This window comes from Treponema sp. Marseille-Q4523 (assembly GCF_016901105.1).
Taxonomy (GTDB): Bacteria; Spirochaetota; Spirochaetia; order Treponematales; family Treponemataceae; genus Treponema_D.
In genome coordinates this window covers 1-24,891 of the sequence record NZ_JAFEVM010000009.1, presented here as the reverse complement: position 1 = coordinate 24,891, position 24,891 = coordinate 1, and the positions used below count along the sequence as shown (strand labels likewise).

Genomic DNA, 24,891 nt, shown 5'->3' with positions numbered 1-24,891 from the left:
GAACCTCCTTTGTTTAAGCAGAAACGAATATTTCCTTATACTTTGAATAATCAAGTGCACTTGCATCTTTTCCGATTTGTTTATATTTATGTTGCACTGCATCAAGCAACTCGAATGCAAGTTCTCTTGTGGTATTTTTGCCGTATTTATTTTCGAGATTGTCTAAGATTTCATGGTCGCTCGAAATGAGTGCAAGCTGAAAAGCATCCAAATCGAGCGTAAACATTCTGCAGCCGTCAGGATTTTTAAAGTAATAATCTCGTTTCATTACTGCCTTCGAGAGCGCTACAATTTCGCTTTCCGTGAGACCGAAATCCTTATAGCTATCCGCGAGCGAAATCGCCGATTCATCTGCGAGATAAATTTTTGTAAGGCATTGCTGGACGATCGTATCACGTAATGACGATTTACTTGCAGCGCTGACTTCCTGTGTTGCAAAAATGCAGAAGACTTTTTTCTTTCGAAGCGTTCGGAGCCATTCCTGTAAGAATTTTGCAAAGATCGGGTGCTGCAAATACAGCCACGCTTCGTCAAGGAATAAGAATGTCAGCGGCTGTTTTTCTCCGTGAGGGACAGTCCATAATTTCTCGAGGTAACGAAAAATATACATCAATGCCGGAGCGACGGCTTTTTCCGATAATCTCATGAGGCTGCCCATTTCAATCGTCATAAGTTTTGAAAGATCGAGCGTTGTTTTATCGGCGTCAAAAATGGAACCGAACGCGCCTCCTTTACAATAGGGATCGAGTCCTGTTCTGATTGTGTTATCTCCGGTTTTTGGATCTGTATAGTTTGCGTATTGCTGAAATGATGTGAGGTCGTGCATGGAATTATCTTTTCCAGACAACAGAACGAGCGTTTCATTTATGACTTTACTCATATCCGGTGTCGTTTCGATATTCTGTTGAGCAAGAAGCCCTTCGATAAACTGTTGGCACCATAACAAACTTTCTCTATATTCGCTTTCAGTACATTCCTCCGGATTTAAAAGTTCGTTTAAAGGTTGAAATGCAACGTCGTCTTTTCCGGGTTCTATATATATTCCGCCTGCGGCAACCATAAAAGCACGGCTTGACAGTTGTTTATCTATACAGATAATGTTTGCATTTTTGTACTTGGTCGCTTGTGCCATGAGCAATGCAAACAGTGTTGACTTACCTGCACCTGTCGGTCCGAATATAAAGGCATGCCCGACGTCGCGCACATTGAGATTCAGAAAAAACGGAGTGCCGTAACTTGTTGAACAAATTACAAGTGGAAGGGAGCTGCCGCAAGTTTCAAGAGTAAAATCATTGTACAGCACACCTTGCCATGCAGAACTTAAAGGAATAATATGTGACATATTTTGCGTTGAGATAAGCGGCCGACGGATATTTGCATAGACGTTTCCCGGCATCATACCTTCCCATGCTTCCATATTATTAAGTTTTTCTTCCATACAGGAAAAACCGCAGGAACGAATCACCTGCTGTAATTTCCGCGCTTTTTCTTTTGCAAGTTGTAAGCTTTTATCCCAGCACATGAGCGTACTTGTATAATACCCGAGTACATAATCGCCCATTGCGATATCCGCCTGTATTTGCTCCGCTTCTCCTTGCATTTCAACTGCCGCACTGTCTTCTTTGTCAATTTTTACATTTACGGCCAATTCGGTAAGGATCGTCCCTGCGCTTTTTCGTGCCGAATACATACGGTTTTGATATTTTTTTGCTTCTTTCGCCGAGTTCTCTTTTGAAAGCGGAATAAACCGTGTTGTCCATCGAAATTCTGACATGGTTCTGTTCAATTTGTCAAAGATTGCAGGATATGTCCGACTTGGAAAATCCATCACAGAAATGATCGGAACATAATAATCACCGATTTGAAGCGGCATCGATGTTTTAACGTCCATATCGCAGATATAGTTATCGAGAAAGAAAAACGTATTTTCGGGATAAAACATATTTTGTCGGTTCAGGCTCACCGATGATTTTATGTAAGTAAAGAGTTCTGCCTCTGTAAGTCTTTGACACCAAATCTTTGTGGATAAAGCGCCCATCGCTTTATCCGTTTCGTCAAGAAACGTATCTATTTCTTTTTGTAGCGCAGGAAGATTTTCTGTTTTAAATAATGCTTTATTTGTTTTTGTACTTTGTTTTTTTTGGAAGAAAAAAGAAGTCGCCTTACTTTCGATGTCGCTCGGAAGCTGATACACAAAGGTGATGTAATAATCGGTAGTAAAATGTTCTCCGAATTTTCTGAAATTTTCCGCTCTACGCTGATCGATGAGCCATCCGGCAAGATTAGAAAACTTTCCTGCAGGATATTCTTTCGTTTTATATCGCTTACAGTCGAAAAAAACAGCCCATCCCTCATTCTGTGCCAAGTCCATTGTTGTACGATTAAATAGAGATGCCATACTTGCAATGGATGCAGCGGAAGAAGACTCAAGGTCGGGATAGCCGACTTGATATGTTGCCATAATGGCGCCGTTTTTCAAAAGACAAATTCCCGGCGCCATAATAAACGAATAGGGTATTACATATCGCAGCTGGTTCGGCGCTTCTTTATTAAATTTAAACAGATTCAGATACGGTACATCCATCAGCGTGCTCTCCATACATTCGGCTGCATAAGACGGTCAAACAAAATCGTCAGCATATATGGATCGTCTTTACATAAGATTTTTGCTACGACAAATAAAATAATGCCGATAATGACGCACCATATACTTACAAGGTTCATAAGCACTATTGTTAAAATGAGTATTACCATTGCGGGGATAATACCGATACCCAATATCACATTCGGTACAAGCAATACTCTATGTACGAGTACGGCATAATCATATACAGTTGTTTCTGTTTCCATTGTCTTTTCCTCGAAACGGGAGCAGAAGAATTTTCTGCCCCTATTTAATCATGCAAGTATGCTACCGGTTCCTGTCGGCATATACGGCACAAAGGAGACTTCGAAAGTTAAATCACCTAAGAAATACGAGCATATACCGGATGCAGAGAGTAAAATAAGCGTACCGATAATCCACGGCGCAAATCGTTTCAACACCTGTCCGCCGCCGCCTTGTTGTCCGGCAAGTATCATACTGATTGCTTCAACAATCAAAGCGACCATCAGCAGCACCTTAACCCATGTCGATTGGAAAAGTTGTAATATCTTGCCTCCCCATGTATCGAGCGTTTCGATGGTGTCCCCGCCGGCAAAGAGCGAAGTGACACACATGAAAAGAATGCAGATAAACAAAATAAAACTTTTATTGACAATAACTTTTTTTACTCGAGAAGAGATGTTCTTTGCGGACTTCATACGATACTCCTTGTCCTAAAATTTGAAGCATCTATTCGTGTATTCATTTTTATTTCAAAAAAGCAGGCATCCCTTCTATTCGTTTTCCTAATTGTTTTTTTCGTGTTTTGCCTCTTTATTTTTTCTCAATGCCTCCTAATCGATTAAATTATTATTTTCCAGATCTTCTATAAAAGCCGTACTACTTGTAGGCTTTGTTTCCATAACTTCGTTTACAATAGGGCCGTTATCCGTTGGAACAAGATGAACGAGCAACTGTATCGACTGCGCGACATCAGGTAGGCGACCTTGTATGACTTCACTGAGCAAATCACGGATTCGCGCGATCATTGTAAGACAGCTGTTTGCATGAACTGTCGAAACGTTTCCTGTATGTCCAGAATTCCATGCTTTTAAGACTTCATTCGTCACATCTCCATATCGCAATTCACCGAAGATGATCCGCGAAACATTACATCGCATCGCGACGCCCACCGCTTTCAGACAGTCTTTACCTTCCGCCCAAATAGGCACAGGATCTTTTGCTCTGCATTGAATTTCTCCCGCATCTTCGACAATATAAAAGCGGTCATTCGGAGTAAACTCGCGCATTTTATCGATTATTGCGTTAAGCAATGTTGTTTTACCGCTGCCGGTTTCACCCCCGATCACTATGTTCGACCGTTTTTTTATGTGTGCAATAAGTAGGTCATATCGTTCTTTGGTGATACGCCCGCTTTCAAGATAACTTTCAAGCGTAAATATTTGTGCCGGAGGACGCCGGATAAAATACATAGGATTTTTTGCCGCTCTCGGCGGCAGAATGCCTTCAATACGCAGTTTCCAATGTCGAATAGGGATAACACCCTCAACGATCGGATTATTCGGATCTATCGTTAGTCCCAAAATGGCCGCCGACGCATAGATAATTCTTGTCGTCGTTGCATTGTCAAAGTAAATTCCCGTAAATTGTTTTTCCATACCGATGCCTTCGACGATCAATTGTCCTTCATTAGCGATCGCGATATCGGTTACTTTTTTATCCTCAATAAACGGAATAATCTGCTTCATATCGTCCTCGAGATTTCGAAGCCATTTATCAAGTTTTACCTGTTGACTGAAACCGTCCATTGTTGCCATAGATCACGCTTCCTCGTTTCTCTCGTATGCATCAAGTATCATGCTTTCCAAAACGCCGCTATGATTTGTTTTTAATATCTTCGTACAGTCCCGGATAAACTTTTCATATTCGCTATTGACCAGCGCATCCGTATGAACTTGCTTATTCGGTAATATCTTCATAATGTATTTTGTCTGTTGCATAATAATTAATGCCAGAAGTTCAATCTTCGATTCCATATAGCGAATCTTTCGATTACTTTCCGCCAACGACGCGTGTACGATTTCCGTATCGCTCATATTGCGATTTATATAATTTGTTAGTGATTGCCTGATTATTTCACTTTCCGTTGCATTCTGTTCCAGCGATTTTGCTTTAATCTGCTTTGCCATCTGTTCCGGAAGCCGGATTTGCTTTATTACAGAATATTTTACATAGGCTTCTTTTTTGTTATTCATATCTGTACTTACTCCTTATGAGGCGGCGAAAATATCAAACTCACCGGGAATCGCTTGTTTCACTTCAAAACTCTGAATTTTTTCAATCGTTTTTTGGAGTGAAGGAACTGTCGTTTTGATTTGTTTTTTATGACGGCTCGGCAATTTTTTAATCTGCTTATTCACCGCTGAGATTTCAGGAACTTCTAAAAATGACTTATTTTTATATCTCGGGTCTTCATAGTAAACAACTTTTTTCCCTTTATACGGCGGCATCCCTTGGTTGAACACAATCAAACGCGCAAAATCGAGCTTCATCAACTCATCTGGATTAATAAGAGAGGTTTGCGTCTCCTGCGAGCTTCTCGATATATTATTAAATCCGACTTCGTATTTTGATCCGGAGCTTGAAATATTATCCAAAAGAACGGAACGATTGCCGATCGTTTCGGAGAATTGTTTTGCATCTTTTAAGTTTCCCGGCGCGAATAAAATGATTGTTTTACAATGATCGAGAAACGGATGATTTTCACCGTATACATCGATGATCTGATTGAGCGACTGGCTGACAATAAAGAATGTAACGCCGTAACCGGCGAGGATACCTGCATTGAGCGCAATATCGGGAAAATATCCCAACACGGGAAACTCGTCGAGCAAAAACATACACGGATTTTTTAATTTTACCGCCTTTGCATTTGTCGTTCCGGATGAAAACTTTTTTATCATAAAAGTAATAATCATACGAAAAACAGGACTGATACGTTTAATATGATTGTACGGAACGATGAGATATAAACTGATACCGTTTTTTCCGTCGATAAAATCGTCGACACTGAAATCGGAAAATGCAGTTGTATTTTTTAAAAGCGGGTCTTGGAACAGCGATATTTTGCTGAAAACCGTCGAATACGTTGATGCCCGCTCTCTCGGCGTTTGGGTTTGAGAACGGTTGGCCGCTTTTACAATGAGGTCATGAATTAAAGGACTTTCTTCCCCATTGTCATTAACATGAATGTGATTTTCCCGCATCTGGTTCAGCATAGCCATACCGCATCCGCCGCCTTCTTCCTCGTCATCGTTTTCTCCCTTGTCGCTTGTTTGACTGAATATATCGAGGACGGTTGAAAGGTTTTTATCTTTCCATGCAATGTATTTACAAAACCGAACGTGCATAACGACGCCGGAGAAGATATCGCGCGCGGTGTTATTAAAATATTGTGTCGCCCCGTCACTTGCCGCCTTTGCATTTTCCGCTCCGAAAAATATTTCACCGATCATATCCGCCCATGAAAACGCTTCGCTCGGACTGTCGGGAATTTCATGAATAGGATTGTAATGAGCAGTATTACCGTCGGCATCGAGCGGACGAAACGGAATACATGTGCTGAATTTCGCTCTCCACCCTGCCGTCGCCTCCCAGTTTTCGCCTTTCGGATCAAAAACAACGACGCTTTTTTTACCTTTAATAATTTTTTTTATTTCATTTTCCGGCGTTGTGATTTCTTCATAGTACGGTACGCCAAAACTGAGTAATGTCGGTATAATCGAACTTACGCCTTTCCCTGCCCGCGTCGGTGCGATAAGCCATGTATTCGTACTTCCCGAATGGCAGATAACCGGCGCGATACGGACTTTTCGTGTAAAAAACGATTTCGGTAAATACAGTCCGAGATTGCCTTTCTCTCTGTTAATGCGATAGCCTACCCGCGCAGAATTAAGCTCGCCGCATACGACACCGCGGGGTGAAAGCATACCGAATATTTCAAGGTCTTTTCTTTTTGCCCAGCGGGAGGTTCCGTGAATATGTTGATTTTTTTGATGGGCGGCCACGATGATGCTTGTGATAAAAAAGAGCAGGACTGCGGAAACAAGACCGATAAAGGCTGCGGGAACAGCTTGAAAAAAATAATACGAGTAAACGTCATCGAAGGCATATTTAAACATGCCGAGTATAAAGATGAGCGGGTTGTAAACTCGATAGCCTGTTTTTAAAATAAACAACGGCTTCCCGATCACTCTGTAATCATGGTTCATTAGAACGGCAAATTTTTGTGTCGTTATAATGAGCCCGATTACGACACAGATTATCGGTATTGTCCAGTTTAAAATCGCAAGCCAATAGGCGCTACGAAAAGCGTCGGGGTCTTTGCGGCTGAATTCTTCTTTATCTTTCAAAACAAAATCTTCCTTGGGCGGGCAGATAATGTTTTATAAATTATAATATATATTTATACAAATGACAATATAGTAATACAAGAACAATACAAAAATCTTGAAAAAGCCACTTGACAATTCAAAGTGCCTTGTGTTATAATTCTTATATGAATGAGCATAGTTGGGGCGGTCGCCGTGTAGGTTCAGGGCGAAAGCCCACAGGATCGAACACGGTAAATATCACGTTGACGTTATCGAAAGCACAAGGAGAACTTTTGCGTCAATATGCAGCGGATGCTCATATGTCCGTCAGTCGTTTGATTATCGAAAAATTCGGTTTCGATACCGAATCCCTTCCGAAAAATATTACGGGAAACAAACGCCTTTCGGAATGTATCATGGAATGAACGGATTTATCCGTTTATTATACGCCGTCTTTTACAGAGGGAAGCTTTACTAATTAAAAAAATCTGTAGAAGATTACATAATCCTTACGTCGTAACTATTCGGAAAAGCTAGTGTAGTTTCAGTCGTAAATCACTCTCAAGTATAAGACAAGGAGTATTTATGACCGTACAAGAATTAAAAAGCGCCTATCCAAATCTGCTTTTTATCCGTGCAAAGCACTGGATTGAAAAGCCCAGTTATAATCGCCTGAAAGAAGCATTTATTCCTGATGAAGACACCGCCTCATTTCCGTTGCCGGAAGCGATAACTGAAAGAACTCGTATTTATCCGCTTGCAATTACACAATATCCCGGAGTGCTTAAAAGAATGACAGCGATGGAAGCCGGCGCGTGGGCGGTATCAAAATGCGGGCAACAGCACTGGCCGGTGAATCTTAAAAACGTTCAATGCTGTTTGGCAAATCTTGAAATGGATTATTAATTATGACGTACTGCAAAAAGATACTTTTACCGTTATGTCTTTCGCTTTTTCTTTTTTCCTCCTGCGCTACATTAGACAACTGGACGTATCGGAACAATACCGGCGGAGAAGATACGGCGGAAGAAAAAGCGATTGAATATCCGTATGATGTTTATGTTATGCATCATTTACGTCTTGTTAAACTTACATTTCTCGATCGTTCGCATCTAAAGGTAACATATCCGGGAAACATATTGGATGGAGAGTATGAGTACCAGCTCTTACGGACACTATATTCTTGGAAACGCGGTTATGCAGATATGCAGCTTTGCGGCGTACAACTGAAAGTGGTGCGGCTCAAAGACAAATTCGGTGATTGGATTGAGATATGTCGCAAAGGTGATTTTACCAAAGCTATATCGCATCCGCATGATTATTTTCAAGAATCGTGCAAGAATCGTTACATTATGAAAACCTTTTTCGAGCAGCATATGACGGCACGAAATTTCGAAGATGAATACGATTTTCATTACAATGCGATTCCCAACATCACTTTCCAGAACTGGGAAGAACGGCTAAGATACGAGAGAGAGCGAAAAAGAGAACACCTTAAATACACAAGGAGATGGTAACGTATGAAAAAGATTTTAACTGTACGCACCGTATTGATAATGGCGTTGGCTGTATTTACGTCATGCACACAAGGAAATGACGCCGCATCGTCTCAAGAAAATACATCGGTCAATTCCGTTGATTCTGAAGACAACATAAAAACGATTTTCGCTGATAGTTCTCTTACAATAGAGGTCGGCGATATCGTAAAGGTTACACCGAAACCCATACAGAGCGAGTACACTGTTTTTGAGCTTGTGCGTAATGATGACGGTGCTATTTCGTTCAATAGTACAAATAATGTCGTTACGGCTTTGAAAGTCGGCACAGCTGAACTGAAGATAATTTGTCCTGACGATCTTTCCTCTTTCGGCTGCACAATTACGGTAGTTGCCCCTGTAATTTATACGGCAAAGTTCGATTACAATATTCCTCATGAAGCGCAGGCGACGTGTAACGGGGCGACCTATAAACACACCCTTCATGATCTTTCAAATATTGAAAAGAAGAAAGGGAGCGTTATAAATCTTCCTGCCTGCGGAATAAAGTACACCCTATCCGGCGTGGGGTACACGTTTGCACGCTGGAATACGAAAGATACCGGCACGGGAACAGATTATGCTGCAGGAAGCTCATATACTTTAAACAGAGATATTACATTTTATGCACAATACGAAAAAACCGTCGAAAATCCCGCTCCCGGCGAAGACCCCAACACGCTCGACATCTGTACAAAAACGACGTATTCGATGAAAATCGGCGAGACAGTGAAACTTAAAGCGTCATGGAGCGATGCGCACCGGTATGAGATTTCCGAGAATGAATATGACGCAATTTCGCTTGATACAGGTGATGTGATTACTGCAAAGACGATCGGAACCGCTATAGTAAAAATAATTTCACGTGACAATCCATCGAAGTGGAGACAGTGTATCATCACGGTCACATCGGATACATTTTCCGGTTCAGCGCTTGATTATAAATTAGTCGGTACATGGAAGAATGGACAGGATCGTCTTGAACTGCATGTTGATAAGACCGGTCATATAACAGTGTATCGGGGCAAAGATATCATACATAATAATGCATCATTCAACTGGACAACTTGGACACAAGGCAGCGGAAATAAGAAAGATAAATATTTTAATATTTCAAACGGACCCTCGGATTTAAATAGAGACTTTACGATATTATCGGTTTCATCTACAAAACTTAAATTGAAAGGCTATCTTTTATTCGGTAAACCGGATATAACCGAGTGGACAAGAGAATAGCCTGCGATATAAATCTGTAGAGAAAAGTATAAATTTAACCTAAACGATTTTTTTATTCTGACGATAAAAAGAGGGCTGATATCAGCCCTCTTTTTTTAATATAAATCAATAATTCATCGCGCAGTTTCGTATTTCGTAGTACACCGGAATTTTTACCATTTTGTAAGTGTTGCCATGATGCACTTTTACAGCAAGGCGTCCGATCATGACGGATGATTTAACGCTCCTATCCGTCGAGGATCGTTTCGTCGCCGCAACATTTTCACTCATTATAAAATCACTGATTCCGAGTTCTTCTCCATCACAGCCAAGCGGTCTGTATGAATAATCCATAGAACATGTCTCGATAAAATCTCCTCTATGACACCACACAGCATTGGCAGGGCGGGTTCCGCAACAATAAAACCATGCGATACGTTCAAATTCATCAGCATCCATTACCGTATTGCGGTAACTCGGATCTTCTTTTTTGGTAAACCGTGAACCGCGTGCCCATTTTCCCGGATCAATTCCGCTGTCACCATAAAAAGATCGTTCATAGATGACAGATTCTTCTTCATTATTGCAACCTATTGCACCGTGATACAAACAACAGTTTGCCAAAATATAATATGTCGGCAGTACATTATTATATGTCGGTGCATGCTTTATACAGCGAGTAATATTGCTGTGCGATTTGCTTACTAAAGCAAACCATTTACTGCAAATCCGAAGGCGATGATAACAATGTCCCATAAGCCAAGCCATGTCCGTTTTCCAATCTACAATCGGGACGCCGTCGTAATACGGGACAAGGACTTTTTCAATAAGATATTCATATTTTATTATGTCGTTGTTCTTATCAAATATTTTATAAGTCTGCGTTTTTACCGTTTCACCTTCGTTTTCTTCTTCTTTTATTTCATTTATACCGAATTGCTCTTTATACGCATCCTGCGATTCGAATTTAACTTCTTCGATAAACCCGTCCGCTTTTGTTTCCTGTATACCGAATTTCAGCGTTATATTTTCCCCGTCGCCGATGACAACGACGCCGGAATCGCTATCCCATCTTGAATAGTTACCGGAAGCGGAAACCTTTGAAATCTTCGGTGTCAGCTTATTATATCGGAACGCAGCAGTCAGAATTTTCTTTCCGACCTCTTCATCATCTTTACCCGGATTTTGAGCAATAATACTGATAGAGATATTTGCAGGCGTTTCAGTGGTCGGTGTAAATGTTATTGTGCCCGTACCGTCACCGTTATTTTTTATTTCGTATGCAAAATACTTTTCATCGGTTGAAACGACGGATATCTTTGAATCTACCGGCGAAACTTTAAATTCAACTGTTTTTGTTTCTTCCGGCGTACAGGTAAATGTTGTACTTCCGGCAACGGAAAATTCATAATCCCACGCAACCCGTACCGAACATTGCGCTTTTGCACCTCCGTCCGTAACACAAGCAAGTATTCCGGATCCCTCCTTAATGCCGGTGATTTCCACCTGTCCCTTTCCTTCGTTGTTACAGCCGAGATCTTTATATTCAAAATAGTCTTCACCAATACCTTGCGACATCGTCCATGTAAGCACTGCATCGGGCGGACTTACGATATAATTCAAGACTTTCGAGTGCATCGGCTGTACTTTTCTGCTATTCGTTTCAAAGACAAGACTTTTACCGGCTTTAACGACAACAGTACATTTTGCCACACTTGCGCTATCGGGAAGTTGTACCATAACGGTTGCTTCCCCGACTGCGAGCGGATAAATTGTTACATTCTGTCCGCTGCCCATAACCCTTACTACTTCAATTCCGTTTGCACCTTCGCATGTCCATATCAAATTATTATAATCGTTGTTATTTTCAGCGTTTTCGATTGTCGCTTTTAATGGAGTTCCACTCGACCCTTTTAATAAGGTTATATACGACTTATTGAGAGTAACAGTCTTTTCACCTGTTCCCGGTACAACGACATAAAATTGCAGGGAACTTGCAGCTTTTTCATGCGAACAAGTAATGACCGCTTCTCCGCTTTTTACTGCGGTTATATAAATGGACTGCCCTTTTACCGTTCCATCCTGATTGATACCGGTTACCTGTATGATATCACTGTCGTTTGATGTCCATTTGAGATTATACTGATCCGTTGCCGTAACACCTGTGCCCATCAACGTCGCGCTCAGAGTTTGGCTTTTTCCTTTATTCACGGTGTATATTGTCGAAGATGCGGTAATATAAACGGCACTTACCGGTTTTTCTTTAACATATACCATCATCTCCGTTTCCGCTTGCTTTACTCCGGTACTTGTTGCAATAAGCCTTGCCTTTACAGTCGTTGTTCCCGCTCCCACTGCCGTAAGTTGTGCAACGGATTTTGTACCGGCGACCGAACATATCTTTGAATTTTCTACAGAGTATTCGACATGCGTTGTCACTGAGGTCGTCGGTACTTGCATTTTAATAAATTGTACATCTCCCCTTTCGATAGTCATACTGTCATTCGGGAACGAAAAGGTCGAATACTGTTGTACATTAACAATTATCTGCTGGTCATAGGCCGCTTTCGGGTGGGAGACGGTAATAGTTACCGTGCCGGTTTGCTTTGGCGTGATAGTACAGACGTTCGCGGAATATTGAAAATTAATAATGTCATACACATCAAGCGACCACGTAAAGTTGTATTTATCGGCCGCATTGCCGTTTATGAGCGTTGCCGTGATTGTCTGCGCCGAATCGGTGGGTTTCATAGTAATAATGCTGTTCGGCACGCTTATGGAACAATCACTTTCTTTCACCGTATCACAAACGACAAGAATTTGCGCAGCATAGGCGGCCTTAGGGTGAGACACCGTAATATATGTAGTTCCGGCTTTTAACGCCCTTACTTTACCGACTTCATTCTGTCCGTAAATTGCACAAATGGAAGAATCGTTTGCCGCCCAGATAAATTTCGAATTATCGCTTTCCGTACCTCCAACGAGTGATGCCGTTATGGACGTATATGTCGTTCCGACAGTTAAAGTCATGACACTGGCATTCAGTTGAATATACGGGCTTGCAGCTGCGGCAATCGGATCGACACATTGCGCAATAATTTGTAGCGGATATTTACAATACTTGTTTTTTACGGTAATTACGGCCGTTCCGATACTGTTTCCTTTTAATACTGCGCTTGTTCCGCTCGATGTAATATCTACAATATCGGGATTATTCGATGACCATGTATAACCGTCCATAATAATGCTGTCGGAATTTTTTACGGAGACGGAAACGGTTTTCGTATTCCCTTCCCCTACGGCAACGACATTATTATTCGTTGTTAAGTATACAAAGCCCGCAAGCTCTTCGGAACTGTTTCCGACAACGACTAAAACCTTTTTCGAGATCGTCGTCGCGGTATGCGTTATGGTAATTTCCGCCTGTCCGCTGCCGGTCGGTTTTATATATGCAATGCCGTTTGGCGATTGGGCGGAAATTTTTGCGACATCTTGGTTATCGATGGAAAAATGAAAACCGCTTGGAATTGTACCGGATTGATTTACTAAAACCGCCTGTAATTTTTGTGCAGGATCATCTCTAAGCATAGTCAGAACATCTTGAGCAGACACATATACCGGCGGTTTTACATTAGGTATTACATATTCGCTTCCAACGCGGACGTAGATTTTTAGTGTGTTTTGACTTTCCGGATGTTTGATATGAATAACCGTTTCACCTTCTTTTTGTGCGGTAATTGTTGCGCTTGTACCGTTTGCGTGAACAGTTGCGATATCGGTATTTTCACTTGTCCAAACAATATTTGCTTGCTTACCGGCATTGAGATTTACGGCGGTTATATTGACCGTAGCTGTTTTACCTTTTGATTTTAGTGTAATAACATTTTGCAAGGTCGTAAAATACACTTCCGGATCGGTATGGACCGTACCGAGCGGATAAACTGTTATTTTGAATTCACATGAATACCCTTCTATTGAGCCGGTAAGTTTACAGCTTCCCGCTCTCAGGCCTTTAATCGTACAATTCAACGGATTACGCGGATTTTTTGTAATTGAAATTACGGAAGGATCCGTTGTCGTCCACGTAAACATTGCATAGTCGTATTCCGTTTTTGTACCGGTTAGTGCATCATATGTTTCAAAGCCGACTGCGTTACAAACAACTTCGGCTTCTTTTCCTACTTCAAAATTGTAATACAATTTGTCGGCATAAATCGCCTTCATATTCATTAACGTTTCTTCATCATCGGCTGTCATCACAATAATTGATTTATTTTCTTCGGCTTTATTGTGACTCACGGTAATATGCGAAACAGTAGAACCTGTTCCATGCGGCGGAGCTTTAACGGTCGCTACGGTTCCATTGCCTATGACGGAAATTCTTGTATCGTTATTATGCCATGTAATATTCTGTTCATCGGAAGGAGATTTTGTTTTTCCGTTTAATCCGACACGGCATTCAAGCTCTTTTCCGTTTACAATGCGCAGCAAGCCAAGCCCTGTGAAATAGAGGGGTTCTTCGAGTACGGCATTTGCATTTAAAACTTTTACAAGGATTTCTGTCGTGTAAACAATCTTTGGATGGCTTATTGTAATTACTGCAGTACCTTCGGCTTTCGGTGTAATATATGCATTCCCATACGCATAGGTCGTACCTGCCGCAGAACGGGCAGAACGACTATGAAGGACTGTTCCGTTTGTCGTTTCAAGTTGTATTACATCGGAATTACCGCCGTCTGACGGGCTACTTTTTACCGCCCATTTAAATCCGTTTTCATCGCCATCTTCTCCGCCTTTTAAACTGACAGAGATCGCTGTCGGTTCCGCCCCTATTTTTGTTCTGATATAATTCTGACTTGTTGTAATGTATTTTGACGCATCGATTGCATCTTTCAATTGTCCGGTAACGATACAGAGGACTTCGCGCGAATAGGCGGCTTTCGGGTGTGTAATAATGAGTTTCGTACTGCCGTTTGCAAGACCTTTCAGTGTTACCTGATTTCCGACCGAGCCGACTATCTCGGCTACACTTGCGTTATCGAGCGCATACCGATATTCATCGATCGAATAGTCTCCGATATTGATATTTTCGAGGCTGCACGTTACGGTTTGTTCTGTCGTACCGTTTAGCGTAATGATCGTATTATCAGGTTTAATATATACGTTTTTCACAATAGTGATAACACGGCAAAGAATATCAAGCGGATACGGTGCATCAGGATGCGTAATGCGCACCGTGCAGCTTCCGCTACGAAGCGGTGTTACGACAGCTTTATTTCCATTATATGATAAACCGATGGGGTTTTCAGCAGTATCCTTATTAACAATTTCCCACTTGAATGAGCTGTCAAGAGAGCTGTCTTTTCCATTCACCAAAGCGCATGTTATTGTCTGCTCTCCTGCGTTTTGGTTCATGGTGAGGATATTCGATGAGGTTGTAATGTACGGGACTTTCGTTGCGTCGGCAAAAACATAAACACCGATATAATAAGGATACGCAGCTTTATTATGCGTTACCTTGATCCGCGCATATCCGGAATCTTTTGCCGTAATTAAACAATATTGACCTGTCGGCTGAATACTTACTACCGAAGCATTGTCTAAACTCCACGCATAGCCGTCGATATCGGCAGCGGTTCCACCATATAAAGAGACAAATACTTTTTCGGTTATTCCAGGACTGGTTTGTAATATTGTCGTATTCGAGTAAATATACGGTTCGACAGTTTCTTCATATCCCGGCTGATGTCCTGATACGGTAATAATACAGGTAGCGTCATAACCGCCGTATGAACATCGTAAAGAAGTTTGCCCTTCTTTTAAGGCCGTAATAGTAACGCCGAAATTCGACGACGTATCACAACTAACTATAGTCGTATCATACGTCCAAGTAAGTTTACAGTTCTTTTGCGCTGTTACCGGCTGCACCTTGACGGTAATATAATCCATTGATCCGGCCGTCATTGTCAGCGTCTGTTTTGCCAATGACAAAGATGAGATGGTAACAGAATTATCGTCGTTGCCGGAATCATTAAAACTCTCGAACATTTTGCAAGATGTACTACCGATTACTGCAAGCAAAAGTCCGACATAGATTAGTACTGATTTTACACTGTTTTTCATTGCTAAGCTCCTTCTTTATTTTGTCCGTATATATTTGCGAGTTACCTGATAAACTTCACACGGCGGAAGCTCAAGAGGTACGTTTGTTATCAATTTAATTTCTTTTCCTTGTTTTATTTTGATAGTCGGTTTTATATCCAGCGCTCGATCGATGATCTTATTTCCAAGCCTTGCGGATTGTGTATAAACATCTGACATTGCATTTTGTAAATATTCATTTCTTTGTGAGTTGATATTATTCATCGCTTCAGTTTGAATTATTGAATACATTGCAATCAACCCGAGCGCTTTTAAAGTTGCCCACGGATGATTCGATACATTGCCCGTGTAACCGCTCGCACCGTGAATATCGACACCGTTCATGTTACCGAGCACAATTCTGTAGCCGTCGGGACGAATAAGCAGATTCCATGCAACCTGTACTTTATTTTGTCCGTAATTTACTGATGAGTTATAGGTTGCATAAAGGAGCGAACCTTCGGGAATCAAGAGAAAAGAGTGATCATAACTTGAATAAACGTTTTCCGTGACACGGGCAATAACAACGCCGGGGTTATCGGTATTGATTGCGGTAACCAATTCGCCGGATATTATTGTTCCGTCCCACAAAGAATTATACGATAAATATTGTCCGCCCCCGCCTCCGGCGCGCTGATTGTTGAAAAAATTTTCTTTGTTCGATTGGTATGCGCTTGCACTGTGATTGCCGCCGTCATTACTCCCGAATGCATTACTACCGTATAAAGCCTTTTGTAATGCCTGCGTTTGCTGTATTTGTTGGGCGATATATTGTTCTTTCGACATCATCGAAGCGGCTGCAGAATATCCTCCGTTTATAACGGAGCTGACGATAGCAGCATTGGTGTCGGGACTTATATATTCTCTACCTGCTATTCCCTCAATTTTTCTCGGCGATTTTGAATTTCGTGTATCGGGTCTGTCTGATTTTCCCGATCCGCCGGAAGAACGAGTACCGACGGAAGTAACGGGTGCTTGTCCGCTTTGAAGTTCTTGAGGTAATGTATCGAGGATTTTATCGACGTCATCCGATTTGATATCTTCTTGTGTTTTTTCTTCGAAAGGCTGTTGTATGTCCTCGATCATATCCGGCTCTTTATTTGTTTTATCCTTGAATTCAACAACGGTTTTACTACCGGATTTATCGAGCTCCTTATTTTGAATTTTCTTCTTGGATTTACCTGCGCTTGCTGTTACGATGACGAGAAAAATTACCGTTATACCGATAAAAATGGCAGCAAAAATATTCCCGACATTCAACTCTTTTACTTCTTCTTTCTCTTCTTCCGGAGGAGTAAACTCCTCTTCTTCGTTATCGATTTCGTCGCGAAGATCGACGAGAGTATCATCCAATGTATTTTCATTTTCAAGTGTTTTATCTTCCACCGCTTACTCCTTCTTCCGAATCAGCAGTTTTTGCGTTCGATTTTTTCTTTTCTATTGTGACTTTTTCTTTTCCGAGCCTAAGAGTAAGTTTATTAATCAAACGAGGAACAACAAATACATTTTTTTTCACGCTGTAATTTTCAATTTCATTTTTTTCGTTAAACAGTACGGGCAATTTTTTATGAAGTACGATATCATCGACTTGTATATAGGTAGACTGCCCGTCGTCGTACACACGTTTCGGAAGAAATTCTGGGGTTTTGAACATAGAATATTTTATTTTATAATCAAAGGAAAGAAATTCAGGATTTGAAATTTTTATAAAATCGCTTTCAACGCTGCGACCGTTTTCTGCCGTATCCTTTGCTCTTGCATACACATTTCTTCGTTCCGGATAAGTAAACTTAACCATTGCCATGTGTGTATCCGAAAAAGATTTTATGCGGAAATGATATACCCTACGATTGGTAATAATAATCAAAGTCGAATCGAGCTTGAGGCGTGCAGGCTTTATAAAAAAATGTTGCACATCTTCACCCGTATCAGGGTCTTTAGACACTCCTGCAGTAAGTTCCCAAACACTTTCATCTTCCGAAAGCAGCGGATTACCATTAACTATTTCACCCCGTTCGAGGGCAATATCCGTAAGATGATACAGCTGTGCATAGACTTCGTAAACAAGGTTTTCATTGTACTGATAAAAAAATGTTCCGTTTTTATAGTTTTCCGGTTTTACCGTTGCTTTCTTTTGACTGGATAGCGTAGCGTCATAACCTGTTTCATTCTTTCGTTCGTTTTCCGGTATATCTTTTTGTTCCGGGATGTATACCGGCCTGTCGATAAAAACAACGGTATTTTCAACGTCTTGTACTTTTAATTCTTCTTGTACATAGTAGTCATGTAATTCAGCCTCATTTTTTTGCTTTTCTTCTTCGATATTTTTTGTTCCGTTGTTTTCGAAAGCATCGGTATTTATATTCTTTTCTAAATTTTTTGTCGTTGAACATGCACTGAAAATCAAAACTATAGCTATCACGGCCTTACAATATTTCATTTGATTCCTCCGTTTCCGGTTGTAATTCTTATGTCGATCTGTTTCATGTCAAACGCAGTAATATAGATTCCCAGCGGGTTATCTTTTATATCGTCGTCGCTGGGTTTTAATGTTTTCACGCTTATAACCGCTCGATATGTAATATTATTTATAATGGAACCTGAAAGCTGACGAGTAACGACTTGAAAATCCACCTGATAAGAATCTTTTGATAATTTCAGCGGCTCGGTTTGAAAAAGAACTTCGCGAGTACGGCTTCCGAAATCCGCAAACGGTTTTTCCTCTTTGAGAAGTGATGAATATTTTGATGCCGTTGTCGATGTAAGGATATGATACATTTTATTAACCGATTTACGCATGACGGTCTTGTCGGTAGAAAGCGTGTAATAGAGGTTGATAAAATCTTTGACTTGGTACTGCATCGCAAGTTCCGGTACATCGAAATTTTGATAATTTTTCCTTGTAACGGGACCGACATACGATGTTTGCCCGAAGTCATTCATCGTTATCAAAACGGGAATAGAATCTGGTTGTGCGACGGCATACAACGTTATGCCGATTGAAAGAAAAAATGCGAGGCAGGATATGATGGCTACAGTGCGTAATATTTTGTTTTCTTGCCTAATTTGTCCTGTTATCCAATCGAAATGCTCCAGCTGCGGATTAAAAGGCGTAACAGCCTTTCCTGTCGGAAGATATTGTTTCGTACTCATAAAGTATCTCCAAGATGGGCGGGCAGATACTTTACCGTAGCTTACGACAAAATCACGCTATTGTCAATATTGTTTATTGTATAAAGCATTATTATTTTATCTATAGATAGCTATCACGACTTTCTTTTGTATTATGAACATGAATGTCGCGGTCGGTAAGCTGCCGCGACAGTTTACGATTGCCCTCTGTAATCTCCACCTCTTTTCCTTGTATATCTTCTTTTTTCAATTGATAAATTGGAACGTAGATATGTTTATCATTTTGTTTAATAATGAGCGCATCATTCCAGCTTTCATCTTTGTCAAATGTAATAACTTTTTCAACCGTTCCTTTTATACCGCCTCCGGCGTAAAGGGTAAGATTGCCGTTTACCCGCTGATATTCGTCAAAGAACGTATTGTATCGCCCAGTCGCAATAAGCACTTCTTTCCATTCCGGTTTTAATTCATAGAAATCTGTATGTCTCGTTGCAAGCTCCAATTTGGATAAAAATGCGAGCCTGTTTTGCATATCCTGATTAAGCAAATGGACGCTTATCTTTTCCTGATATTTCTCAAGCTGCTCGTCAAGTCTTGTCCACCGTTTAGCCGTTATCATATTCTTTTGCGCAGCAGCAATTTCCGCTTCAGTTCTTTCACCCACCAACTGCGTCGCGACATACGATAAAGTTTCACGCATCGTGTGTTTTATCATTTCCGGTTGAAAATAAACTTTCTTACCGTTTTTATCTTTTCCGTTTATGCACAGGTGTACATGACGATGCGCGGTGTCGTTATGGATTGCTCCTCTCCAATACAATTTATAGCCGGTCATAGATTCCACTCTTTTTATAAATTCATTTGCGAGCACTTCAAGATTAACCGTTTGATTTTCCGGAGAGATGATCATTTTATGGTGCATCGAAACTTTCGCATTATCGTACTCGCCCACATCAACTCCGAATAATACGGGTTTTTCATTTACGGTATCTTTATTGTTCTGCGGCATATATACAGTAAGATATTTATTATGTGCCTGAAGCGATGGACTGTGAGAAGTTTTGAATGTAACGCGCTGATCTTTTACATTGGAAGCAGTATGAAATACACCTTTTCTTTGTCCAGTTGAAAGAGCGACGTTCCGTTGTCGGCGTACCGACTTGGAATTCAGCAATGTTTTCAGAAGCCGTGTGTCATCTTTTTTATACGGAACCTTATGTACTTTATATAAGTCTTCCTCATAAGGTTTTTTCGTAGGATGGTTTGTAAATATATCTTTCAGATATGATGGCATGGTATTATCCTCTATCCGTTATTCTGAACCGACACGTGTCGGTTCAAAGCATCTTTAAATAGCCCGCTGACGGAAAAAAAGCGGTGCATACCTTTTGCTTTCTTCACACACTCTGACACAGTCCGACCGACACGTGTCGGTCGAGTGCTACCGCTGTCGTTTGCAATACTATCAGCCGTACAAAATACCCGTACCGCTTCTTCGGTATGTTCTTTTTTCAAGATTTCAAAATTGACGGCAGCCTCCTTATGCTGTTTCAACGCATTCACCCAAGCCAGATATAATCGATGTTCAACATTTTCTCTATCTGTATTTTTCTTCGGCAGTAAAGCAAAAAGGGAAAAATGCGGTTTAAATATATGTTGCTTTTCATCACACGTAATCAAAAATCTCCGCAACATTCCTTCAAAAGCATAGTATCGACTGTGGTATTGTTTTTCCCAAAAGATATTCCATGTCTGAAATAAAATATCGATCGTATCGCCGAGTTCCAAATCAGCGCACCAGCCGATATCAAAAGTAATTTTGCATAATAACGCTGTAGAAGTATTTATTGTTTCTGCCAAAATTTTGATTCTTTTTTTCGAGAAATACATGTTTTTCCGACAAACCTGTAATTTTACACCTTTAGTGCAATTTCTTACTTAAATAATAATATATATTTGTCTATTTTGCAATATTATTATTTACGTTATAAAACTGTATGATTTTGCATACATTACGCTGTATTATTGTAGAAAAAAAATATACATTACGCGAAAAACACCTGTAATACACATAACTCGTTGTATTACAAAGAAAAAAATGCGACCGCATTACAAACCTTTATCTTGCGTCAAAGAGTTAGGTGTTTTTTTGTTTGTTATTTTTTTTTATTTATTCCGTCGTCAATACTATCCAAAATTCCGTTAAACCTGTAATTTTACACCTTTATCGAAATTTCCGACCGACACGTGACGGTCTGATTTACTCACGTAACAATCCAAGTGAAAGACGTACTATTGCTAAAACTACCATAGCGCTGTAAAATAATCGCAATGAACTCTGCCTGCCCAAGAAGGAGTTCAAATGCTTATCCTCACGGAAAAGCCGTCTGTCGCAAAAGAGTTTGCGTCAGCATTGTCCGGCTACAGCGGAATTACCATAACGAATTGTCTCGGACATCTTTTTAATCTGGAAGAACCGGCACATTATTCAGCCGAAACGTTTCCTGTTATCCCCGAGCGATTCGATTATTGCATCAATCCAAGTACCGTCGAGCAAACCAAAAGGGTACTCCAGCTCTTGCAAGCGCATAAAAACGATAATATTCTTATTGCTACGGATGCGGATAGAGAAGGTGAAATTATTGCCCGCGAATGTTTGACACAGGCGGGAATTACCGATTTTTCGAAAATAAAACGTTTTTGGGTATCTCAGGCCTTAACACCGGAAGTAATTAAAGAGGGCATAAAAACGGCAAAGCCTCTTACCGAATATGCGATGCTTGCGTCTCAAGGCTTTGCACGGCAACATGCAGATTGGCTTGTCGGTATGAATTTTTCACGGTATATCAGCGCCGCAGCAAAAAAACGCTTGCCCGTCGGGAGAGTACAGACAGCCATTCTTTCAGCAATACAGGCGCGTTGCGACGCGATTACGCATTTTGTCAGTCAAAAGTATTTTGAACACTACGGGATATTTCGACCGACACGTGTCGGTCGGACAGTACAATATAAGGGAATCTATTTTGAGGCGGATAAAACGGATTTCCCCGATGACGGACGAATATCCAATCTGCGAAGCTGCGTAGGTATGCACGCGCAGCTTAAAGACAGTAAAAGCGAAAATAAAGAGGTATACCCGCCGCAATTATATAACTTAAATGCGATACAAAAGGATGCCTATACCTATTTCGGCTATACGGCGTCTCAAACGCTTACAATTATTCAATCACTGTATGAAACACTTAAATGCGTCTCTTACCCACGAACACCGTCGAGGGTTATGGGAAGTGAAAATATCACGCTTTGCAAAACTATTTTTGAAAGATTATGTACTGTCTATCCGAACTACGCGCCGCTGAAATCCGCTGTACAGATATCACCGGACAATAAACGATGTTTTAATGACCAAGAACTTGAGGCACATCATGCGTTAATACCCCTCAAAGAGCTTCCTGAAAATGCGACACCAGAGCAAAAAAACATTTACAATACAATTCTTGAACGTTTTTTTGTTGCTTTTTTGCCCCCGCAAAAATACATCCGACAAACTTTTATCCTCAATGTATCTGGAAATACTTTTAAAATAACAGGAAGAAAAATTGTAGCGCAAGGATGGAAGGCATTTACGACGATTTTTCCCGACCGACACGTGTCGGTTCAAAGTGAAAAAACGGAAGACGATAGCCAGATATTGGATTCTGTCAATTGGAATGAGGTATACCTTGCAGATATTGAAACAGCTGAAAAATGGACAAAGCCTCCGAAACATTTTAATGAAGCAAGTATTTTATCGTTTATGGAAAATCCGAAGTTCGACCGACACGTGTCGCTCGAAACCGAAACACATAAAAAACTCGTCGGTATCGGTACGGCGGCTACCCGTCATACATTTATCCCGAAGTTGATGAAGTCAGGGTACATCGAATTACAGAAAAAGAATTTCATCTGTACCCCTCTCGGATCATTTTTACTTGATACTATCCGTAACTCATCGATACAAGCTCTTGCCGATATTACGGCTACGACGCAATGGGAAGAAGATCTTGCCGCCGATCCAATCGCCTTTGGGAAGTCAATTAAAGAATACGTGAGAACGGCCGTAACACAAACTATAAAAGTCAGCACCTTTAATATAACATCCCTTGATGATATTCTTTGCCCTCTATGTAAACGACCGATACGTGAAAGCCAAAAGAGCTGGTTTTGCACCGGATATAAGGACGGCTGTACTTTTAAATCGTTGTGGAAAGAGACCCGGGGCACAACCTTCAGTAAAACGGACATAAAAAACCTCTGTTCCGGAAAAAAGAGTGCGGTAAAGAAGTGCACAAAAAAAGACGGCGGAAGCTATGAATGTGCATTTATACTAAACCCGAAAAAAAACTATGAATTGGAACCCGTATTTTTGAAGCGAAAATAGAACGACTTGAAAAAATAAATTGACATATCAAAAACCCTGTTTTACACTTAAAGTACAAACTTAAGGAGGTTTGGTATGCAATTAACAAAAGCACAAGCAACACGTCAACGGTATATTATGAAATGTATCTCAAAGGAAATGACCACAGCGGAAGCTGCATTTGAACTGGGGCTGTCGCAACGGGCAATACAGCAGAATATTAAAGCCTACAGATCAAAAGGTGTTACGGCTTTCATACACGGCAATCTCAAAAAGTGCCATAGGTCTCATGATAATGAGCTACGAAGAAATCGTATCATCAATGTCTTTAAAAACACCAGAATAGACGGAATTAATCCGTTTGAAAAAGTGACATATATGTATTTTACCGATATCTTAAACGATGAATTTAATATTAAAGCATCCGTAAGCTGGGTAAAATCAATTCTAAATTCATTGGGCTACAAAACACCTGTCAATTATAGGTCAAAGAAAAAGCAAGACGTGCATTTATTTCGAGAGAGAAAAGAACATTTCGGAGAACTCGTACAGGCAGACGGTACGCCCTTTGATTGGTTCGGGACCGGAAAACGATATTGTATACAGGGATATATTGATGATGCTACCGGAATCCCTCTCGGTTTACATATGACAAAAAATGAATGTCTTTTCGGTTATGTTGAGGCGTTTCGGAAGATGTCGTTTCGATACGGCATACCCGAACAACTGTATCCAGATAAGGCGAGTGTGTTTTTTGTATCCCAAAAAACAACTGACGAAGAAAAGCATCTTACCCAATTCGGCCGCATGATGGAAGAACTCGGTGTCGATATGTTTCCGGCACATTCTCCGCAAGCAAAAGGAAGAATAGAACGTTTTTGGGGAACAATCCAAAAGCAACTACCTGTACAATTTAAGCTACACGGGATAAAAACTATCGATGATGCAAATGAATTTATGGCAAACGTATATATCCCTCGTTTTATCAAAAAATATGCGAAAAAAGCAAAAGGAAAAGAATCGAAATTTATAAAAGCGGATATGAAAAAAATCAACAGCGTTCTACGTGCAAAATTTCCGGCACGAACGGATCGTGGTGGTATATTTACGTTTAAAGGTTATAAATTTTTTACACCGGATTTGCCGAATTCGAAAATTGTTATTAAAATGAACGAATATGAAGGCATATGGATTTCACCGGAGAAATCTGAAAAACGTTACGAAATAAAACTCGTAGAGACAGATACTTCCGGAAAGGAGATGCCGGAAGTTATGAAGGAGCTCGTTGAGAAAGTCTTCTTACAGAATGCAAAACCGAAATTTCGTGAAGTCTATTTTGACATAGATATGACTCAATTTCTAAAATACGGGAACAGCAAAAAGAAAGCATAGCGACCGACACGTGTCGGTTCATTCATTTTACTTTTCTCATTGAAAAATCTGCCTGCAAAAGCAGATCGATAACTTATTGTCTCTTGATCTCTTTTAAGT

Annotated in this window: 17 protein-coding genes; 5 read left to right on the top strand and 12 right to left on the bottom strand. The window is 40.6% G+C overall.

Annotated features, from left to right (window positions below; translation table 11 throughout):
* Positions 1–13 precede the first annotated feature (13 nt).
* The 6 genes from JSQ97_RS04275 to JSQ97_RS04250 form a co-directional block, all read right to left on the bottom strand.
* Positions 14–2,584 carry a TraG/VirB4 family ATPase gene (locus JSQ97_RS04275; RefSeq protein WP_205074912.1) on the bottom strand — a complete coding sequence of 857 codons (2,571 nt, stop codon included), beginning with the start codon at positions 2,582–2,584 and terminating at the stop codon, positions 14–16.
* Positions 2,584–2,850, bottom strand: coding sequence for a VirB3 family type IV secretion system protein (locus JSQ97_RS04270; protein ID WP_205074911.1), 267 nt, complete (start codon positions 2,848–2,850; stop codon positions 2,584–2,586). The genes JSQ97_RS04275 and JSQ97_RS04270 overlap by 1 nt, the downstream gene beginning before the upstream one ends.
* A 48-nt stretch (positions 2,851–2,898) precedes the next feature.
* Positions 2,899–3,303 (bottom strand): TrbC/VirB2 family protein, encoded by a 405-nt coding sequence (locus JSQ97_RS04265; protein ID WP_205074910.1) that lies wholly within the window; start codon positions 3,301–3,303, stop codon positions 2,899–2,901.
* 135 nt (positions 3,304–3,438) lie between these two features.
* Positions 3,439–4,422 (bottom strand): ATPase, T2SS/T4P/T4SS family, encoded by a 984-nt coding sequence (locus JSQ97_RS04260; protein WP_205074909.1) that lies wholly within the window; start codon positions 4,420–4,422, stop codon positions 3,439–3,441.
* Between the two features lie 3 nt (positions 4,423–4,425).
* A complete protein-coding gene (locus JSQ97_RS04255) occupies positions 4,426–4,860 on the bottom strand; it encodes a ribbon-helix-helix protein, CopG family (RefSeq protein ID WP_205074908.1) in 435 nt (144 codons plus the stop codon).
* Between the two features lie 15 nt (positions 4,861–4,875).
* Positions 4,876–7,017: a type IV secretory system conjugative DNA transfer family protein gene (locus JSQ97_RS04250; RefSeq protein WP_205074907.1), complete on the bottom strand. Its 2,142-nt coding sequence runs from the start codon at positions 7,015–7,017 to the stop codon at positions 4,876–4,878.
* Between the two features lie 546 nt (positions 7,018–7,563).
* Between JSQ97_RS04250 and JSQ97_RS04245 the strand changes: the two genes are divergently transcribed.
* From JSQ97_RS04245 to JSQ97_RS04235, 3 genes are read left to right on the top strand one after another with little or no spacing between them, the layout of a single operon-like run.
* Positions 7,564–7,884, top strand: a complete 321-nt coding sequence (locus tag JSQ97_RS04245; protein WP_205074906.1) for a hypothetical protein — start codon at positions 7,564–7,566, stop codon at positions 7,882–7,884.
* A gap of 2 nt (positions 7,885–7,886) precedes the next feature.
* Positions 7,887–8,495, top strand: a complete 609-nt coding sequence (locus JSQ97_RS04240) for a hypothetical protein (RefSeq protein WP_205074905.1) — start codon at positions 7,887–7,889, stop codon at positions 8,493–8,495.
* A 3-nt stretch (positions 8,496–8,498) separates the two neighbouring features.
* The gene (locus tag JSQ97_RS04235) at positions 8,499–9,749 is read left to right on the top strand and encodes an InlB B-repeat-containing protein (protein ID WP_205074904.1); all 1,251 of its coding nucleotides are present in this window, start codon (positions 8,499–8,501) and stop codon (positions 9,747–9,749) included.
* Between the two features lie 105 nt (positions 9,750–9,854).
* Here the strand turns inward: JSQ97_RS04235 and JSQ97_RS04230 are convergent, their stop codons facing one another.
* The 6 genes from JSQ97_RS04230 to JSQ97_RS04205 form a co-directional block, all read right to left on the bottom strand.
* On the bottom strand, positions 9,855–15,851 hold the full coding sequence (locus JSQ97_RS04230; RefSeq protein WP_205074903.1) for a hypothetical protein: 5,997 nt from the start codon (positions 15,849–15,851) through the stop codon (positions 9,855–9,857).
* A 15-nt stretch (positions 15,852–15,866) separates the two neighbouring features.
* Entirely contained in the window at positions 15,867–17,255 is a 1,389-nt protein-coding gene (locus tag JSQ97_RS04225; protein ID WP_205074902.1) for a TraB/TrbI/VirB10 family type IV secretion system protein, read from the bottom strand.
* A complete protein-coding gene (locus tag JSQ97_RS04220) occupies positions 17,245–18,309 on the bottom strand; it encodes a TrbG/VirB9 family P-type conjugative transfer protein (protein WP_205074901.1) in 1,065 nt (354 codons plus the stop codon). Before JSQ97_RS04220 ends, JSQ97_RS04225 begins: the two co-directional genes overlap by 11 nt.
* On the bottom strand, positions 18,306–19,022 hold the full coding sequence (locus JSQ97_RS04215) for a VirB8 family type IV secretion system protein (protein WP_205074900.1): 717 nt from the start codon (positions 19,020–19,022) through the stop codon (positions 18,306–18,308). Before JSQ97_RS04215 ends, JSQ97_RS04220 begins: the two co-directional genes overlap by 4 nt.
* 100 nt (positions 19,023–19,122) lie before the next feature.
* Positions 19,123–20,295: a hypothetical protein gene (locus JSQ97_RS04210; protein ID WP_205074899.1), complete on the bottom strand. Its 1,173-nt coding sequence runs from the start codon at positions 20,293–20,295 to the stop codon at positions 19,123–19,125.
* Between the two features lie 11 nt (positions 20,296–20,306).
* Positions 20,307–20,861 carry a hypothetical protein gene (locus JSQ97_RS04205; protein WP_205074898.1) on the bottom strand — a complete coding sequence of 185 codons (555 nt, stop codon included), beginning with the start codon at positions 20,859–20,861 and terminating at the stop codon, positions 20,307–20,309.
* Between the two features lie 502 nt (positions 20,862–21,363).
* On the opposite strand from JSQ97_RS04205, the gene JSQ97_RS04200 reads away from it, so the two are divergent.
* Complete coding sequence (locus tag JSQ97_RS04200) at positions 21,364–23,421, top strand: DNA topoisomerase (protein ID WP_205074897.1); 2,058 nt, start codon at positions 21,364–21,366, stop codon at positions 23,419–23,421.
* Between the two features lie 75 nt (positions 23,422–23,496).
* Positions 23,497–24,792: an ISNCY family transposase gene (locus JSQ97_RS04195; protein WP_205074896.1), complete on the top strand. Its 1,296-nt coding sequence runs from the start codon at positions 23,497–23,499 to the stop codon at positions 24,790–24,792.
* Positions 24,793–24,891: the final 99 nt, after the last annotated feature.

Coding starts and splice junctions, on each gene's coding strand:
- JSQ97_RS04230 (WP_205074903.1), bottom strand. CDS start 15,851: ATGAAAAACAGTGTAAAATCAGTACTAATCTATGTCGGACTTTTGCTT.
- JSQ97_RS04265 (WP_205074910.1), bottom strand. CDS start 3,303: ATGAAGTCCGCAAAGAACATCTCTTCTCGAGTAAAAAAAGTTATTGTC.
- JSQ97_RS04200 (WP_205074897.1), top strand. CDS start 21,364: ATGCTTATCCTCACGGAAAAGCCGTCTGTCGCAAAAGAGTTTGCGTCA.
- JSQ97_RS04215 (WP_205074900.1), bottom strand. CDS start 19,022: ATGAGTACGAAACAATATCTTCCGACAGGAAAGGCTGTTACGCCTTTT.
- JSQ97_RS04195 (WP_205074896.1), top strand. CDS start 23,497: ATGCAATTAACAAAAGCACAAGCAACACGTCAACGGTATATTATGAAA.
- JSQ97_RS04240 (WP_205074905.1), top strand. CDS start 7,887: ATGACGTACTGCAAAAAGATACTTTTACCGTTATGTCTTTCGCTTTTT.
- JSQ97_RS04255 (WP_205074908.1), bottom strand. CDS start 4,860: ATGAATAACAAAAAAGAAGCCTATGTAAAATATTCTGTAATAAAGCAA.
- JSQ97_RS04210 (WP_205074899.1), bottom strand. CDS start 20,295: ATGCCATCATATCTGAAAGATATATTTACAAACCATCCTACGAAAAAA.
- JSQ97_RS04245 (WP_205074906.1), top strand. CDS start 7,564: ATGACCGTACAAGAATTAAAAAGCGCCTATCCAAATCTGCTTTTTATC.
- JSQ97_RS04275 (WP_205074912.1), bottom strand. CDS start 2,584: ATGGATGTACCGTATCTGAATCTGTTTAAATTTAATAAAGAAGCGCCG.
- JSQ97_RS04235 (WP_205074904.1), top strand. CDS start 8,499: ATGAAAAAGATTTTAACTGTACGCACCGTATTGATAATGGCGTTGGCT.
- JSQ97_RS04220 (WP_205074901.1), bottom strand. CDS start 18,309: ATGAAATATTGTAAGGCCGTGATAGCTATAGTTTTGATTTTCAGTGCA.
- JSQ97_RS04270 (WP_205074911.1), bottom strand. CDS start 2,850: ATGGAAACAGAAACAACTGTATATGATTATGCCGTACTCGTACATAGA.
- JSQ97_RS04260 (WP_205074909.1), bottom strand. CDS start 4,422: ATGGCAACAATGGACGGTTTCAGTCAACAGGTAAAACTTGATAAATGG.